Source organism: Pigmentiphaga sp., assembly GCF_019689535.1.
Classification (GTDB): Bacteria; Pseudomonadota; Gammaproteobacteria; order Burkholderiales; family Burkholderiaceae_B; genus Pigmentiphaga.
In genome coordinates this window covers 1-14227 of sequence record NZ_JADGHH010000009.1, presented here as the reverse complement: position 1 = coordinate 14227, position 14227 = coordinate 1, and the positions used below count along the sequence as shown (strand labels likewise).

The following is a 14227-nucleotide window of genomic DNA, read 5'->3' as shown; positions in this document are numbered from 1 at the left end:
GTTATTTTTCCTTTTATTGATCAAAATCAAAAATTCTTGACAGCCGTGGTGCTGCTTTCTAGTATGACCGACGGTGTCACTGAATTCATTCTTAAAAAAATTGGATCCAGGTCGATCCGAAGGGGTAGGGCAGCATGCGTGTAGTGGTCATCGGCAATGGTATCGTGGGAGTCTGTACGGCTGCATGGTTACAGCGGGACGGCCATGATGTCACGTTTGTCGATCCGCGCGGGCCGGGGGAGGCCTGTTCGTTCGGCAATGCCGGATCGCTCTCGCCCAGCGCCTGTTTGCCCGTCGGCATGCCCGGCATGTGGAAGAAGGTACCGGGTTGGCTGAAAGATCCGCTCGGTCCCCTCACCATACGGTGGTCTTACCTGCCAACCGTAATGCCTTGGCTATTGCGGTTCTTGCGGCATTCGCGTCCCGCCGAAGTCGTGAGGATTGCCACGGCAATGCGGAATCTGCTGGCACCCATTTTCGAGAACTACGATCCGTTGCTGGAGCGCGCCAATGCCCGGCACTTGGTGCGGCGCACCGGTTGCCTGTACGTGTATTCCGGTCGCGAGGCCGCCCGGCAGTGGCAGTGGGGCATGGACCTGCGCCGCAATTTGGGGGTCGACATGCGCGACGTGGGACAAGAAGAGCTGGAGTCGCTCGAGCCGGACCTCAAGGGAAGATTCCGCTTCGGTATCCTGGCGCCGGAGAACGGTTCTACGCTGGATCCCTCGGAGCTGGTGAAGGCGCTGCATGCGCAATGCGAGCGCGATGGCGCGCGCAGCGTGCGCGCGAGTGTCAAGGCATTCGAGCGGCACCGCGACGTGGTGCGCGGTGTGCGGACCGATGCGGGCGAAGTCATCGAGTGCGATGCAGTGGTGGTTGCAGCGGGAGCTTGGTCGGGCGGCCTCGTCCGGGACCTAGGGCTGCGCGTGCCCCTCGAAAGCCAACGCGGTTACCACGTGACGGTCAACAGCTCGAATCTTTCGTTGCGGCATACCGTCATGGCCGTCGAATACAACATCATGGTCAATCCCATGGCCAAGGGCCTGCGGTTGGCGGGCTCGGTCGAGTTCGCCGGGCTCGCGGCACCGCCCGACTATAGAAGGGCGCACGTCTTGCTGAAGCGGGGCAGAGAAATGTTCCCGCATTTGGACACCAGCCGCTATACGGAATGGATGGGGCATCGCCCGTGTTTGCCGGACAGCATGCCGGTGATAGGGCGGGCGCCGCGCTTGCAGAATGTATGGCTGGGATTCGGTCATGGTCACGTCGGCATGTGCGGTGGCGCCACCACGGGCCGCGAACTGGCGAACCTCATCGCGGGCCGTCCGACGGGTGTGGACTTGGCGCCGTTCGCGCCGGATCGGTTCTAGGGCGGGCCCATGGCATACGACCGCGATACGCGCCGGTGGGAAGTCGGGATAGACGTCGGCGGAACTTTCGTGGACGTCGTCGCCGTTGCTCCCGATGGCGCAGTGCATGCTTCCAAGCATTCGCGTCGCGCTGGGGAGCCGGCGCAGGCCGTGCTGCAGGCGCTCGACGAAGTGTCCGGCACACTGGGTTTCCAGCCGTCGGAAGTCGGACGGATTCTGCACGGCACGACCATCGCCACCAATATCCTGCTCGAACGCAGCGAGCCTCCGGTGGCGGTCATCGTCAATCGAGGTTTCGCCGACGTGCTGACGCTCGGCAGGCAGAACCGCCGGGACTTATATGCACCCTGGGTGCCGTGCCAGGCGCCGGTCTCGCTCGTGCCCGATGCCCTGCGCTTCGAGATAGGCGGGCGCATCGATGCGGCCGGGCAGGAGTGCGAGCCGTTGAATGAGGCCGAGGTGCGGGGCGCCGCGCAGGCGATGCGCGAGGCCGGGGTGCGCAGCGCGGCCGTGTGCCTGCTGTTCTCGCACTGCAACCCGGCGCACGAGCGGCAGGTGCGCGCGTGGTGCGAAGACACGGCGCCCGAGATCGCCATATCGCTTTCCTCCGAGGTCGATCCCCGCCCGCGCGAGTTCGAGCGCTGGCTGACCGCCGCCATGGATGCTTACGTGAAAATCGGCGTGACCGATTATTTGCGTCGATTCCAGGATGGGCTGCGCCAGCGCGGCTACGTCCCGGCCCTGGTCATGCGTTCTCAGGGCGGCGTGGCTACGCTCGATGCCTGTCTGCGCAAGCCCTTGACCCTGGCCATGTCCGGTCCGGCGGCGGCCGTCCAAGGCGTGGCGGGCATGCTGGACGAAACGTCCCTCGCTGGCGATGCGCTCAGCCTCGACATTGGGGGGACGACGTCCGACCTTAGCCTGATCCAAGGTGGGCGGACGCGCTATACGCTCGAGCTGGGCGTTGGTGACATGAGCCTGCGCATGCGCTCGGTCGACGTGTTGTCGGTCGCCGTGGGCGGCGGCAGCTACGTTTCGGTCCACGCGGGAGGTGGGATACGCGTGGGCCCAGAGTCGGCCGGTGCCCGTCCCGGCCCGGTGGCTTATGGCCGCGGCGGGGTGCGCGTGACGGTGACGGACTGTCTCCTCGTGCTGGGTTTGCTGCCGGAGCGGCTGGCTGGCGGACTGGCGTTGGATCGCGAGGCTGCGGCGGCCGCGATTGAAGCCTCGCTCGCGCGGCCGCTGGGCTTGTCGGTGGAGGCGGCGGCGCATGCCGCCGTGCACGTGGCCAATGGCGCGCTGGCGGAGGCGGTCAAGCGCGCAGCGTTTGCAGTGGGCAGCGATCCGCGAAAGCTGACGTTGGTTGCCGCGGGCGGCGGCGGGGCGATGCACGCCGCCGAAGTGGCACGGATGGCGGGTATTGCGCGGGTCGCCGTGCCGGCACTGCCCGGGGTGGCGGCGGCCTATGGCCTGCTGCGCAGCGACTGGACTGACGTGGTCGAGCAAGCGTTGGACCTGCCGTTGGCGGACGACGCTTGGCAGCAACTGGGCAGCGTGGCACGGCGTTTGGCCGAGGTGCTTCGGGCGCCAGACGTCGTAAGCTACGGTGAGCTGTCCCACGCGTTTTTCCTGGACGTCGGTTACGCCGGGCAGGAGTTCGCGCTCGAAGTGCCTTTCGAGCTGGCCCATGACTCGGCAGCGGACATAGCGCGTAGGTTCGACGACGAACATGCCCGGATACGCGGCCAGGCTTTCTCCGCTCCGCACAGGGTGCGCGGGATGAGGCTGGTCGCGCGCAGGGCGCCGTCGTCCGCTGCCGGGGAGGCGCGTCCGGTGGCCACGGGCGGTCAGCTCGAGCGCGAGCGCACGCTGAGGCTGCCCCAGGTTGCATCCTGTCTCGTCCACCAGCGCGCCGAGCTCGCCGTGGGCCAGGAAGAGAGCGGGCCCGCCATCATCATGTCGGGAGACTCGACCGCGTGGGTGCCGCCCGGTTGGCGCTGGCGCGTGGATTCGTCCCGGGCCTTGATTATGGAGCGTGCATGAAACGGTGTGCCACCATGGAGCCATTGGCGGCCGATCCCGCGGCGCTCGAAGTGCTCCGCATGCAGCTGGATGGCGTGGCCGATCGCATGCAGGACGCACTGGTCCGGTCTGCCACTTCCTCGATCGCCCGGGAAGGCATGGACTGCGCGGCCGCGTTATTCCTGGCCGACGGCCGGGTCATCGCCCAGGCCCGTTCGCTGCCCTTGCTACTGGGCAGCCTGCTGCCCGCGGTCGAGGGCGTGCTCAAGCATTTCCCCGTGCAAGCCATGCGGGCAGGCGATGCCTATCTGCTCAACGATCCCTGGTCGGGCGGAACGCATTTGCCGGACTTGGCCCTGGTGCGGCCCATCGTGTGCGAGGGTCGCGTCGTCGCCCTGGCGGCCGCCATCCTGCATCACCAGGACGTCGGCGGCAGTACCCCCGGCTCGATCCCTCCCGACGCGACCGAGATATTCCAGGAGGGGCTGCGCATACCACCCATCCAATGGAGGGAGGCTGGCAAGGTCCGCGAAGACGTGGCGCGCTTGCTTCTTGCCAACAGCCGCACGCCGGATAACCTTCGCGGCGATCTAGATGCGCAATGGGCGTGCGTGTCGCTGGGCGAGCGCGAAGTGGCCGAGCTCATCGAAGCCTATGGCGTGCAGGCATTCACGGCGGGGTGCGAAGCCTTGATCGTACAGGCCGAACGCATCACGCGCGCTGCCCTGGCTGCGTTGCCCGACGGCGTCTACCGGCATGCGGATGAATTGGATGGTTGCGGCGCGGCGCCAGTGCGCCTCCAAGTGCGACTGGAAAAACGCGGCGAGGGCATCGAGATCGATTTCACCGGCTCTTCGCCTCAAGTCGCGGCGCCCGTGAATGCCACCTATGCGGCCATGTTGTCCGCGGTGTTTTTTTTCATGCGTACCTTGGCCCCGGACGCGCCCAACAATCATGGCTGCCTGCGGCCGGCGCGATGGATCTTCCCCGAGGGCTCGGTCGTGAATCCGCGGTATCCGGCGCCAGTGAACGCGCGCACCGCCACGGTCAAGCTTGCCTGCAATGCGATGTTGGCCGCGTGGGCGGGCGTCGATCCGCAACATTCGGCTGCGCCCAATTCCGGTGTGGCCCTCGTCATGTCAGTAGGCGGCACGCGCAGCTGCGGCACGCGCTATTTCTTCACGGAAATCATCGCCGGGGGCGCTGGTGGTTCGCCATGGGGAGAGGGTGCTTCGGGCATATCGACCGACGTCGGCAATGGCAAGAACCTGCCCGTGGAAATGCTCGAGGCGCAGGCCCCGATTCGCGTCGAGAGCTATAGGCGGCGCCGCGGTTCGGGCGGTGCGGGCATGCACCGTGGCGGCGATGGCGTCGTTCGCCAATATCTTTTGTTGGACGGAGAGGCTGTGGTGTCGTATCGCAGTGAGCGCCACGAATCACGGCCTCCTGGCGCGGCGGGGGGAATGCCCGGCGCATCGTCATCGGCCGTCTTGGTGCGCGCCGACGGAACGCGCCAGGTGTTGCCGTCCAAGTCACGTTTTCAATGGAAAGCCGGCGAGCGCTTGATCATCGAGACCGCCGGAGCAGGCGGATGGGGTAGCCCTGCCGATGGGCACGGCGCCCCGCTCGATGTCACAGCGACGACAACTGGGGAGGTCGTATGAAAAAGTGGTATGGATGCATGATCGGCGCCTTGTTGGCCGCGGCGTTTGCAGCAACGGCCCACGCACAGGACTATCCGAACAAGATGGTCCGGATAGTCGTACCGTTCCCGCCCGGAGGAAGCACTGACCTGCTCGCGCGCCAGTTAGCCGAAAAGTTGGCCCAGGCTCTCGGCCAGCCCGTCATCGTCGAGAACCGGCCGGGCGCAGGGGGGACGGTGGGCTCGGCCTACGTGGCCAAGGCCGCCCCCGACGGCTATACCTTGGGGATGGGCGTCACCGGCTCGCACGGCGTCAGCTACAGTTTGTATTCCAAGCCGCCCTACGACCCGGTCAAGGATTTCGCGCCGATTTCGATGGTGGTCAACTCTCCGCTCATCCTGGTGCGCACACCCGAGATCCCCGCCAAGACCGTTGCGGAGTTCGTGGACTATGCGAAGGCGAATCCCGGCAAGGTGAGCTACGGCTCGCCCGGCAACGGCACGTCCATGCACCTGACGGGTGAGATGTTCGCCCAGGCAACCGGCGTCAGCCTGCTGCACGTGCCGTACAAGGGCAGCGCCGGCGTGCTGAACGATTTGCTGGGCGGACAGTTGCAGTCGGCTTTCGCGGATCTGCTGGTGGTCCAGCAGTTCATCAAGTCGGGCAAGCTGCAGCCTATCGCCGTGACCTCTTCGACCCGCCATCCGATGTTCCCCGAGGTGCCGACGATTGCGGAGAGCGGCGTGCCGAATTTCGAGGCGTTGTCGTGGCAGGGGCTGTTTGCGCCGGCGGGCACGCCTGCCGCCATCGTCAACAAGCTCAACGCAGCCGTCGTCCAGGTCTTGCAGCGCCAGGACATGAAAGAGTTTTTCGCGTCGCAGGGCTTTATCGTCGCCCCGACGTCGCCAGATGAGTTCGGTCGATTCGTTGCCGCCGAGGTCAAGAAGTGGGGCGACATCGTCAAGAAAGCGGGAGTGCAGGTCGAATGAGCGGACGCTTTCCCGCCATCGAGCATAAAGGGGGGCAGGTCGTGCGGCGGGGCATAGTGCAGCCCATCACGCCTGCCGTCATCGCCAGCGGTCGATTGGTCTTCGTGTCGGGGCAGGTGCCCATGGGGCCTTCGGGGCCGCTGGCACCGGACATCGAAGGGCAGACGCACGCCGCCATAGACATGATCGAGGCGATCCTTGCAGACTGCGGCTGCGGCCTCGATCGGGTGGTCAAGACCACCGTATGGCTCGTGTACGCGGAAGATTACGAAGGCTTCAACCGAGCCTACGGAGAACGTTTTCCGCATTTGCCACCGGCGCGCGCGACGGTGGTGAGCGCCCTCGTTCCGCCCGTGCGGGTCGAGATCGAAGCAATTGCGGTGCTGGACGATTGAGTCAGTTCTTGCCCAGGACGATCTTCATGGCAGGCATGATCTCGGCGGCCGTCTCGGGGCGTTCGAGGGCATACTCGAGGTTCATCTGCGCAACGTCCACGTGTTCCTCGGCCAACGCTTGGGCGCGCGCCGCCTCGCCCTTTTCCATCGCCTGCACGAGCCGGTGGTGTTGCAGATGGGCGTAGAGCATCCATTTCTGCCGCTCTTCGCCCGCGTTCTGCATCGGCAACATCGCGCTGGGCGAGGCAAACGGGAGGCGGTTATTCATCTCGATGGCGCGCGTGAGCGCGAAGTTGCCTGCTGCTTCGATGATGAGCCTGTGGAACCTGTCGTTCATCTCGCCGTACAGGGCGTAATCATCGTAGGTCATTTCCGCCTTGTTGACGGCCCGGTCTCCGTCCCGGAGGCAGGCGCGCAGGTCCAGCGACAATTGCCGCGACACGCCATGTTCCGCCACGAGGCGCGCCGCCATGCCCTCCAGGTGACCGCGTACCGCTATCGCGTCGTGGATCTCGCGTGGCGTGAAGCGCCGCATCATATAGCCGTTGGTGGGAGAGGGTTCGATCAGCCCTTCTTGTTCCAATGCCGCCAGTGCGAGCCGGATCGGCGTGCGGGAGACGCCCAGCTTGGCGGCAAGTGGTACCTCGGCCAGCCGCTCGCCGGGGGCGAACTCGCCTTTCAGGATGAGGTCCCGCAATTGCACCAATACTCGCGTTTGTTGCGATTCCAACGTTGTTCTCCTTGGGCCGCCCGACGGCATGACCGCTTTCGATGCAAGGTGGCCGTATTGTATCGAAATGATGAACTGGATCCAGGATGGGCTATCCAAGACCGCGCGCATGCCAGGCCATGAACGCCGCACGCGCGGAAGGGCTTCCCGGGATTGTTGGATAACATATTGAGTGGAAACGATTTTTTTTGTTTTCCTTGGAGGCTCGTGGCTAGGCATCGGAGGAAGGTAGAAAGCTTGTTTTACTTATCTGGATCCATGGAATAGTATTCTGCATACAGATTGTGCTCGGGGCCGGGTTCACTTATTTTCGAATGGTCGGCGCCGAATTCCATGAAAGGAGTGTTCGATGTCCCCTGAACAGAATGAACGCATCACCCGGGTCGGCCCGGGAACCCCGGCGGGGAAGCTGCTGCGCCAGTATTGGCAGCCGGTGGCGCTGCTCGAGGAGCTCGAGGGCGAACGCCCCATCCGTGCGGTCAAACTGATGGGCCAGGATTTCATATTGTTCCGGGATGAGCAAGGGCGCTATGGCCTACTCGACCGCGACTGTCCCCACCGCAACGCCGACCTGGCGTACGGGCGCCTCGAAGACGGCGGCGTGCGCTGCCTGTTCCATGGCTGGTTGTTCGATGTCTACGGCAACTGCCTCGAGACCCCCGCGGAACCTGAAGGCAGCAAGCTACACCAGCGCATCAAGCAGAAGGCCTATCCCGTCGTGGAGAAAGGGGGCATTCTTTTTGCGTTCATCGGTGAAGGGCAGCCGCCGGCCTTCCCCCATTTCGACTGCTTCGTTGCGCCCGATGAATACACCTTTGCATTCAAGGGGTATCTCGATTGCAATTGGCTGCAGGCCTTGGAAGTGGGCATCGATCCGGCGCATGCTTCGTATTTGCACCGGTTCTTCCAGGATGACGACGCCGAGGCCAGTTACGGCAAGCAATTCCGCAGCACCTCGGCCGACTCCGACGTACCCATCACCAAGGTCTTGCGCGAGTACGACCGTCCGGAAATCAAGGTCGATCACGTCGATTACGGCTTGCGCTTGACTACGCTGCGCAAGCTGGACAGCGGACGCACGCACGTGCGCGTCACCAACCTGGTGTTCCCGCAGGCCTTCATCATTCCGATGAGCACGGAAATGACGATCGCGCAGTGGCACGTGCCCGTGGACGATACGAGCTGTTATTGGTATGCGATCTTCACCAGCTTCGGCAAGCCGGTCGACAAGAAGCAGATGCGCGACCAGCGGCTGCAGCTCTATGAACTCCCCGATTACATGCCCCGCGTAGGCCGCTTCAACAATTACGGCTTCAATCCAAAGGAGCAGGCCACGCAAACCTATACCGGCATGGGGCAAGACATCAACGTGCACGACCAATGGGCCGTGGAGTCCCAAGGCAAGATCCAGGACCGCACGCGCGAGCACCTCGGGTCCACTGACAAAGGCATCGCCGCCTATCGGCGCTTGTTGCTCGAGGCCATCGACCAGGCCGCCAACGGCCAGAAGGCCTTGATGATGATCGATGACGAGCAGGCGCGCACTTTCACCGGGCCGCCGTCCATCGACGGCATCGGGCCAGAGGACTCTTGGAGCGATTACTGGAAGATCGCGGACGAAAAGCGCCGCAAGAGTTCGCAGTGGGCGGCGTAGATAGACGGCCGGGGGCGTAGTCCCCCGATTCCCCGACGGTTGGATGCCCGCCCGGCGCAAATGCAACATGAAAGGGGCGGGCTCTCCTTTTCGGAGTTTTTTATGTCTTTCGTGGATCGGTTCGGTCTATGGTCCGAGGCTCAACAGCATGCCGCGCGCGATGTCGTGGCCGCCCTCGAACGCGGCACCATCGACGTCGTCAGGTTTTCGTTTCCTGACCAGCACGGGATATTGCGCGGCAAGACCCTGGTGGCCAAGGAAGCGGTGCGTGCGCTCAAGAACGGGGTCACCATCACAACCACGATGTTCGCCAAGGACACCTCGCACCGCACGGTCTTTCCCGTGTTCACCTCCGGCGGCGGGTTCAATCGTCCGGAGATGCAGGGGGCAGCGGACGTGCTGATGGTGGCCGATCCGCTCACCTTCAAAGTGCTGCCCTGGGCGCCGAACACGGGCTGGCTGTTGTGCGACACGTATTTCCACAGCGGCATGCCTGTTCCTTTCGATACCCGGAACCTCTTCCGCAAGACGCTGGCCAAGCTTCATGACGCGGGGTTCGAGCTTGTCACCGGATTGGAAGTCGAATGCCACGTGTTCAAGACGGTGCAGCACCACATGCGCCCGGAAGACGCGGGGCAGCCTGGGCAACCTGGCGTGCCGCCGGACGTCGAGCTGATGTCCCAAGGGTATCAGTACTTGACCGAGCTGCGCTACGACTCGGTGGATACGGTCATGGAGCTGGTGCGCTCGACGGCGCAGAAGCTCGAGCTGCCGCTACGTTCGCTCGAGGTGGAGTTCGGCCCCAGCCAGTTCGAGTTCACCTTTGGGCCGGGCAGTGCAGACAAGACCGCGGACGACATGATCCTGTTCCGCAGCGCGGTCAAGCAAGTGTGCCGCCGCTACGGTTTTCACGCGACGTTCATGTGCCGGCCGCGCATCCCGAACGTCGTGTCGAGCGGCTGGCATCTGCATCAGTCGCTGCGCCGCCTATCCGACGGCAGCAACGCCTTCGTTCCCCTGGAGGAAGGCAAGCATTTGTCGGAAACCGGCCTGCACTATCTGGGCGGGCTGCTCGCCCACGCCTGCGGTGCCACGGCGCTGTCTACGCCCACCCTCAATGGGTACAAGCGCTATCGGCCTTATTCGCTCGCGCCGGACCGCGCCATTTGGGGGCGCGACAACCGGGGCGTGATGCTGCGGGTGTTGGGCGGCGTCGGCGACGAGGCGACTCGGATCGAGAACCGCGTGGGCGAGCCGGCCGCCAATCCCTACCTGTACTTCGCTTCGCAGGTGCTGTCCGGGATGGACGGGATGGCCAAGCGCATCGATCCGGGCCCCTCCGCCGACGCGCCCTATGAAACCAAGGCCGCCGGTCTGCCAACCACCTTGGGCGAGGCGCTGCGCTGCCTGCGCGAAGACGCCTGCCTCACAGAGGGTTTGGGACCGGGCTTCGTCGACTACTTCTGCCACATCAAGGAAGCGGAGATCGCCCGCTTCAACCTCGAAGTCAGCGAGTGGGAGCAGCGCGAGTACTTCGATATGTTCTAAGTCGTGCCGCGCCCCTGCCATCCCTCGAGGAGGGCAGGGGCGCCGGCGAAGGCCTTACGCCTGGCTGCCCGCCTCCTGGTGGTAGCGCGACACCAGTTCCACTTCGTTCTTCGATCCCAGGATGACGCTGACCCGCTCATGCAGCGCCGAGGGCTGGATGTCCAGGATGCGCTGCAAGCCGTTAGTCGATGCGCCTCCGGCTTGTTCGACGATCATGCTCATGGGATTGGCCTCGTACATGAGCCGCAACTTGCCCGGCTTGGTGGGTTCGCGCGCGTCCCACGGATACATGAAGATGCCCCCGCGATTCAGGATCCGGTGAACGTCGGCCACCATGGATGCGATCCACCGCATGTTGAAGTCTTTGCCGCGCGGCCCGGTCTTGCCCGCCAGGCATTCCTCGACATAGCGGCGCACCGGCGGGGCCCAGTGCCGCATGTTTGACATGTTGATGGCGAATTCCTTGGTGTCGGCCGGGATGCGGATGTTCTCGTGCGTCAGCATCCAGGACCCGACTTCGCGGTCGAGCGTGAAGCCGAAGACTCCGGTGCCGACGGTCAGGACGAGCATGGTCTGCGGGCCATACACCGCGTAGCCGGCCACCACTTGGCGGGTGCCGGGCTGTAGGAAGTCTTGCTCGGTTATCTCGCGGCCTTTCGCAGATTCGGGCGCCCGCAGCACTGAAAAAATCGTGCCGATGGAGACGTTCACGTCGATGTTGCTGGAGCCGTCCAGCGGATCGAACAGCAGCAGGTATTCACCCTTCGGGTAGTGGGTGGGAATGAGGTGGACAGTCTCCATTTCTTCGGAGGCCATGGCGGCCAGCTGGCCTCCCCATTCGTTGGCCTCGAGCAGGATCTCGTTAGAGAGGACGTCGAGCTTTTTCTGCACTTCGCCCTGGACGTTTTCGCTCTCCAGGCTGCCGAGCACGCCTCCGAGCGCGCCTTTGCCGACTGCGTGGCCGATGGCTTTGCAGGCGCGGGCGATGGTCTCGATGAGCAAGCGGACTTCGGCAGGCAGGGCGGCCGGGCCGCGTTGCTGCTCGATCAGGAATTGGGTGAGCGTTTTGCGCTTCATGCGGCGATCTCCAAGGCTTTAGAAACGATTTCGGTCACATTGCGTGACAGGCCGGAGTGGTTGCGCACCTGCTCCAGGGCCTGTCGCATGGGCTCGCTGAGTTCGGGCACGTACCGGACCCACCGGTCTAGCGCGCGCGCGAGCCGGGCGGCAATTTCAGGGTTGAGGGCGTCCAGGGCGAGAACCTGCTTGGCCCAATAGCGATAGCCTGAGCCGTCGGCACGGTGGAACCCGTAAGGGTTGTTCAAGCAGAACTGGAAAATCAGCGAGCGCGCGCGGTTCGGGTTGCGCAGCGAGAAGGCGGGATGGACCATGAGGCCTTCCACGGTCTCGACCGTGGTGCCGCGGGCCGTCGCTTGCAGCGCGAACCATTTGTCCACCACCAGTGGGTCGTTCTGCCAGCGCTCGTAGAAATCTGTCAGCGCGTCGGCCGCCGAGCCCGGGGCGCCGAAGTTGACGAGGGCCGACAGCGCGGCCAGGCGATCGGTCATGTTGCGCGCCGCCCCGTATTGGCGTTCGGCCATCTGCGCCGCGCCTTCCACTTTCCCGGCCATGAGGAAGGTGAGCGCCAGGTTTTTCAGCGCGCGCTTGCCGGCGCTGATCGGATCGGGCGAGTAAGGGCCGGGTGTCTGGTTGGCGTCCACGGCGGCGCGCCAGTCGACCGCGAGCTCCCGGCCCAGCGCCGCCAGCGTGTCGTCGCGTGCGGCCGACAGGGCGACGGGGTCGACCTTGTCCATTTGCTCGGCCAGGGTTTTTTCCGAGGGAAGGGTCAGGGCGCGGGCGCGGTAGGCCGCATCGAGCCCCGGCGCGGTGAGCACGGCGCGCCAGGCCTCGACGAAGGCCTGCGGCAGCACATAGGACCTGCCTTCCCGCTTGGCATGCGTTGCCGCCAGTATGACGCGCGTGGCCAGTTGCTGGCCTGCTTCCCAGCGGGCGAAGGCGTTGCCGTCATGCTTCATCAGCAGCGCAAGCTCATCGTCGGCATAGTCGTATTCGACGATGACCGGAGCCGAGAAGTCGCGCAGCAGGGAAGGCACGGGCTTGGCGTCGATGCCTTCGAAGACCCACTGTGCGCGCTCGGTGGTCAACTCGAGCAGGGCGGTATCGCGCGCCGCCGCATCCCCGGGTTGCCTGAGCGGCAGGGCCCGGCCCTCGGCGTCGAGCAGGCCGATGGCAAAAGGAATGTGGAAAGGTTGCTTGGCCGGCGCCCCAGGCAGGCGCTCCACGCCCACGGGTTCGCAGCGCTGTTCCAGCGTGATGGTGCAGAGCCGGTTGGCTGCGTCGTGTTCGAGCGTGACCTTCACCCGCGGCGTGCCCGCCTGGCTGTACCATCGCCGGAAAACGGACAGGTCGCGTCCGGGGTGGTCCTGTACGTAGACGGACTCCATGGCGTCGACGAAGTCGTCGCACGTGACCGCTTGGCCGTCGTGGCGCCGAAAATATTCCGCCAACCCGCGCTTGAAACCGTCTGGCGTCAGCAGCGTCTGCTGCATGCGTATGACTTCCGCACCTTTTTCGTATACCGTCGCGGTGTAGAAATTGGCGATTTCCTGGTAGCTTTCCGGCCGGATGGGATGGGCCATGGGGCCGGCGTCTTCGGGGAATTGCGCGGCGCGCAGGGTCACGACGTCGTCGATGCGCTTGACGGTGCGGGCGCTGGCGGCGGCCTCGGCGTCGAGCCCCCGCGCCATCATGTCCGCGGTGAATTCCTGGTCGCGGAATACGGTCAGGCCTTCCTTCAGGCTCAACTGGAACCAGTCGCGGCAGGTGACGCGGTTGCCGGTCCAATTGTGGAAATACTCGTGGCCAATCACGGCTTCGATGTCGCGGTAGTTGGCGTCGGTAGTCGTTTCCGGATCGGCGAGCACGTACGCGGCGTTGAAGATGTTCAACCCCTTGTTCTCCATCGCGCCCATGTTGAAGTCGCGTGCGGCCACGATCATGAAACGGTCCAGGTCGAGTTCTAGCGAGAAGCGCTCTTCGTCCCAGCGCACGGCGCGTTCCAGCGATTCGAGCGCGAACTGGGTCTTGCTTTCGCTGCCGGGGTCGCTGTAGACCTGCAGCAGTACCTCGCGGCCGGAGCGGGTGCGGAGACGGGTTTCGCGCCAGGTCAGCGTTCCGGCGACGAGCGCGAACAGATAGCAGGGCTTGGGGAAGGGGTCTTCCCAGCGTGCCTCGTGCCGGCCATCCGGGAGATCCGCCTGGGCGAGGAGGTTGCCGTTGGAAAGCAGTTGCGGATAGCGCGCTTTGTTCGCCCGCAGGACGACCGTGTAGCGCGACATGACGTCCGGCCGGTCGGGGAACCACGTGATGCGCCGGAAGCCCTCCGCCTCGCACTGCGTGAAGAACACGCCGTTGGAAATGTACAGACCCATCAGGGCGGAATTCGCGCTCGGCCTGCAGCGCGATTCGATCTCGACGATGGCCTCCCCGTCCAGTCCGTCCAAGGTGAGCGTCTCCTCGCCCAAGCGATAGCGGTCCGGGCCCCAGCTCTGGCCATTCACCGTCACCGACACCAGCTCGAGGTCCACACCGTTCAGTACGAGCGGGCCTTGGCCCTTGCGGCGGACCTCGAGTTTCGAGCGGACCCGCGTGAGGTCGGGATCCAGGTCGAACTCCAGGTGCACCGATGGAATGTCGTACGGAAACGGAAGGTAACTCTCGCGTCTGATCGTGACGGGCGTATCGGTTCGCATAGTCGTGGATAAATAGTGGCGGCGCAGGGATGGGATTGTAGCGGGCGGGGCGCTGGCGCGCCCGCCCAGAACCGTTTGGCTTGCCTTCGGTCCAAGACCATAG

The 14227-nt window shown here is 64.7% G+C and carries 10 protein-coding genes; 7 read left to right on the top strand and 3 right to left on the bottom strand.

Translation table 11 applies throughout. The features are described 5' to 3' along the window. Positions 1-134: 134 nt before the first annotated feature. Genes IRZ12_RS01645 through IRZ12_RS01625 form a run of 5 tightly spaced genes read left to right on the top strand, consistent with a single transcriptional unit; the run spans position 135 to position 6419 of the window. Positions 135-1370, top strand: a complete 1236-nt coding sequence (locus tag IRZ12_RS01645) for an FAD-binding oxidoreductase (protein WP_296463424.1) — start codon at positions 135-137, stop codon at positions 1368-1370. A gap of 9 nt (positions 1371-1379) precedes the next feature. Next, the gene (locus tag IRZ12_RS01640; protein WP_296463421.1) at positions 1380-3413 is read left to right on the top strand and encodes a hydantoinase/oxoprolinase family protein; all 2034 of its coding nucleotides are present in this window, start codon (positions 1380-1382) and stop codon (positions 3411-3413) included. Then, positions 3410-5056, top strand: a complete 1647-nt coding sequence (locus tag IRZ12_RS01635) for a hydantoinase B/oxoprolinase family protein (RefSeq protein ID WP_296463420.1) — start codon at positions 3410-3412, stop codon at positions 5054-5056. Before IRZ12_RS01640 ends, IRZ12_RS01635 begins: the two co-directional genes overlap by 4 nt. Then, positions 5053-6024 (top strand): tripartite tricarboxylate transporter substrate binding protein, encoded by a 972-nt coding sequence (locus IRZ12_RS01630; RefSeq protein WP_296463417.1) that lies wholly within the window; start codon positions 5053-5055, stop codon positions 6022-6024. Before IRZ12_RS01635 ends, IRZ12_RS01630 begins: the two co-directional genes overlap by 4 nt. Further along, on the top strand, positions 6021-6419 hold the full coding sequence (locus tag IRZ12_RS01625) for a RidA family protein (protein WP_296463415.1): 399 nt from the start codon (positions 6021-6023) through the stop codon (positions 6417-6419). Before IRZ12_RS01630 ends, IRZ12_RS01625 begins: the two co-directional genes overlap by 4 nt. Before the next feature lies 1 nt (position 6420). On the opposite strand, the gene IRZ12_RS01620 is transcribed toward IRZ12_RS01625, so the two are convergent. Beyond that, positions 6421-7149, bottom strand: a complete 729-nt coding sequence (locus IRZ12_RS01620) for a GntR family transcriptional regulator (RefSeq protein WP_296463412.1) — start codon at positions 7147-7149, stop codon at positions 6421-6423. Between the two features lie 349 nt (positions 7150-7498). On the opposite strand from IRZ12_RS01620, the gene IRZ12_RS01615 reads away from it, so the two are divergent. Continuing rightward, the gene (locus IRZ12_RS01615; RefSeq protein WP_296463410.1) at positions 7499-8803 is read left to right on the top strand and encodes an aromatic ring-hydroxylating dioxygenase subunit alpha; all 1305 of its coding nucleotides are present in this window, start codon (positions 7499-7501) and stop codon (positions 8801-8803) included. 102 nt (positions 8804-8905) lie between these two features. Beyond that, positions 8906-10351, top strand: coding sequence for a glutamine synthetase family protein (locus IRZ12_RS01610; RefSeq protein ID WP_296463408.1), 1446 nt, complete (start codon positions 8906-8908; stop codon positions 10349-10351). Positions 10352-10405: 54 nt separating this feature from the next. On the opposite strand, the gene IRZ12_RS01605 is transcribed toward IRZ12_RS01610, so the two are convergent. Next, positions 10406-11428, bottom strand: coding sequence for a class 1 fructose-bisphosphatase (locus IRZ12_RS01605; protein WP_296463405.1), 1023 nt, complete (start codon positions 11426-11428; stop codon positions 10406-10408). Then, positions 11425-14124, bottom strand: a complete 2700-nt coding sequence (gene pepN, locus IRZ12_RS01600; protein ID WP_296463403.1) for an aminopeptidase N — start codon at positions 14122-14124, stop codon at positions 11425-11427. The genes IRZ12_RS01605 and pepN overlap by 4 nt, the downstream gene beginning before the upstream one ends. Positions 14125-14227: the final 103 nt, after the last annotated feature.

Excerpts from the sequence above, each read along its gene's own strand:
- IRZ12_RS01645 (WP_296463424.1), top strand. The coding sequence starts at position 135 with ATGCGTGTAGTGGTCATCGGCAATGGTATCGTGGGAGTCTGTACGGCT.
- IRZ12_RS01640 (WP_296463421.1), top strand. The coding sequence starts at position 1,380 with ATGGCATACGACCGCGATACGCGCCGGTGGGAAGTCGGGATAGACGTC.
- IRZ12_RS01635 (WP_296463420.1), top strand. The coding sequence starts at position 3,410 with ATGAAACGGTGTGCCACCATGGAGCCATTGGCGGCCGATCCCGCGGCG.
- IRZ12_RS01630 (WP_296463417.1), top strand. The coding sequence starts at position 5,053 with ATGAAAAAGTGGTATGGATGCATGATCGGCGCCTTGTTGGCCGCGGCG.
- IRZ12_RS01625 (WP_296463415.1), top strand. The coding sequence starts at position 6,021 with ATGAGCGGACGCTTTCCCGCCATCGAGCATAAAGGGGGGCAGGTCGTG.
- IRZ12_RS01615 (WP_296463410.1), top strand. The coding sequence starts at position 7,499 with ATGTCCCCTGAACAGAATGAACGCATCACCCGGGTCGGCCCGGGAACC.
- IRZ12_RS01610 (WP_296463408.1), top strand. The coding sequence starts at position 8,906 with ATGTCTTTCGTGGATCGGTTCGGTCTATGGTCCGAGGCTCAACAGCAT.
- IRZ12_RS01605 (WP_296463405.1), bottom strand. The coding sequence starts at position 11,428 with ATGAAGCGCAAAACGCTCACCCAATTCCTGATCGAGCAGCAACGCGGC.
- pepN (WP_296463403.1), bottom strand. The coding sequence starts at position 14,124 with ATGCGAACCGATACGCCCGTCACGATCAGACGCGAGAGTTACCTTCCG.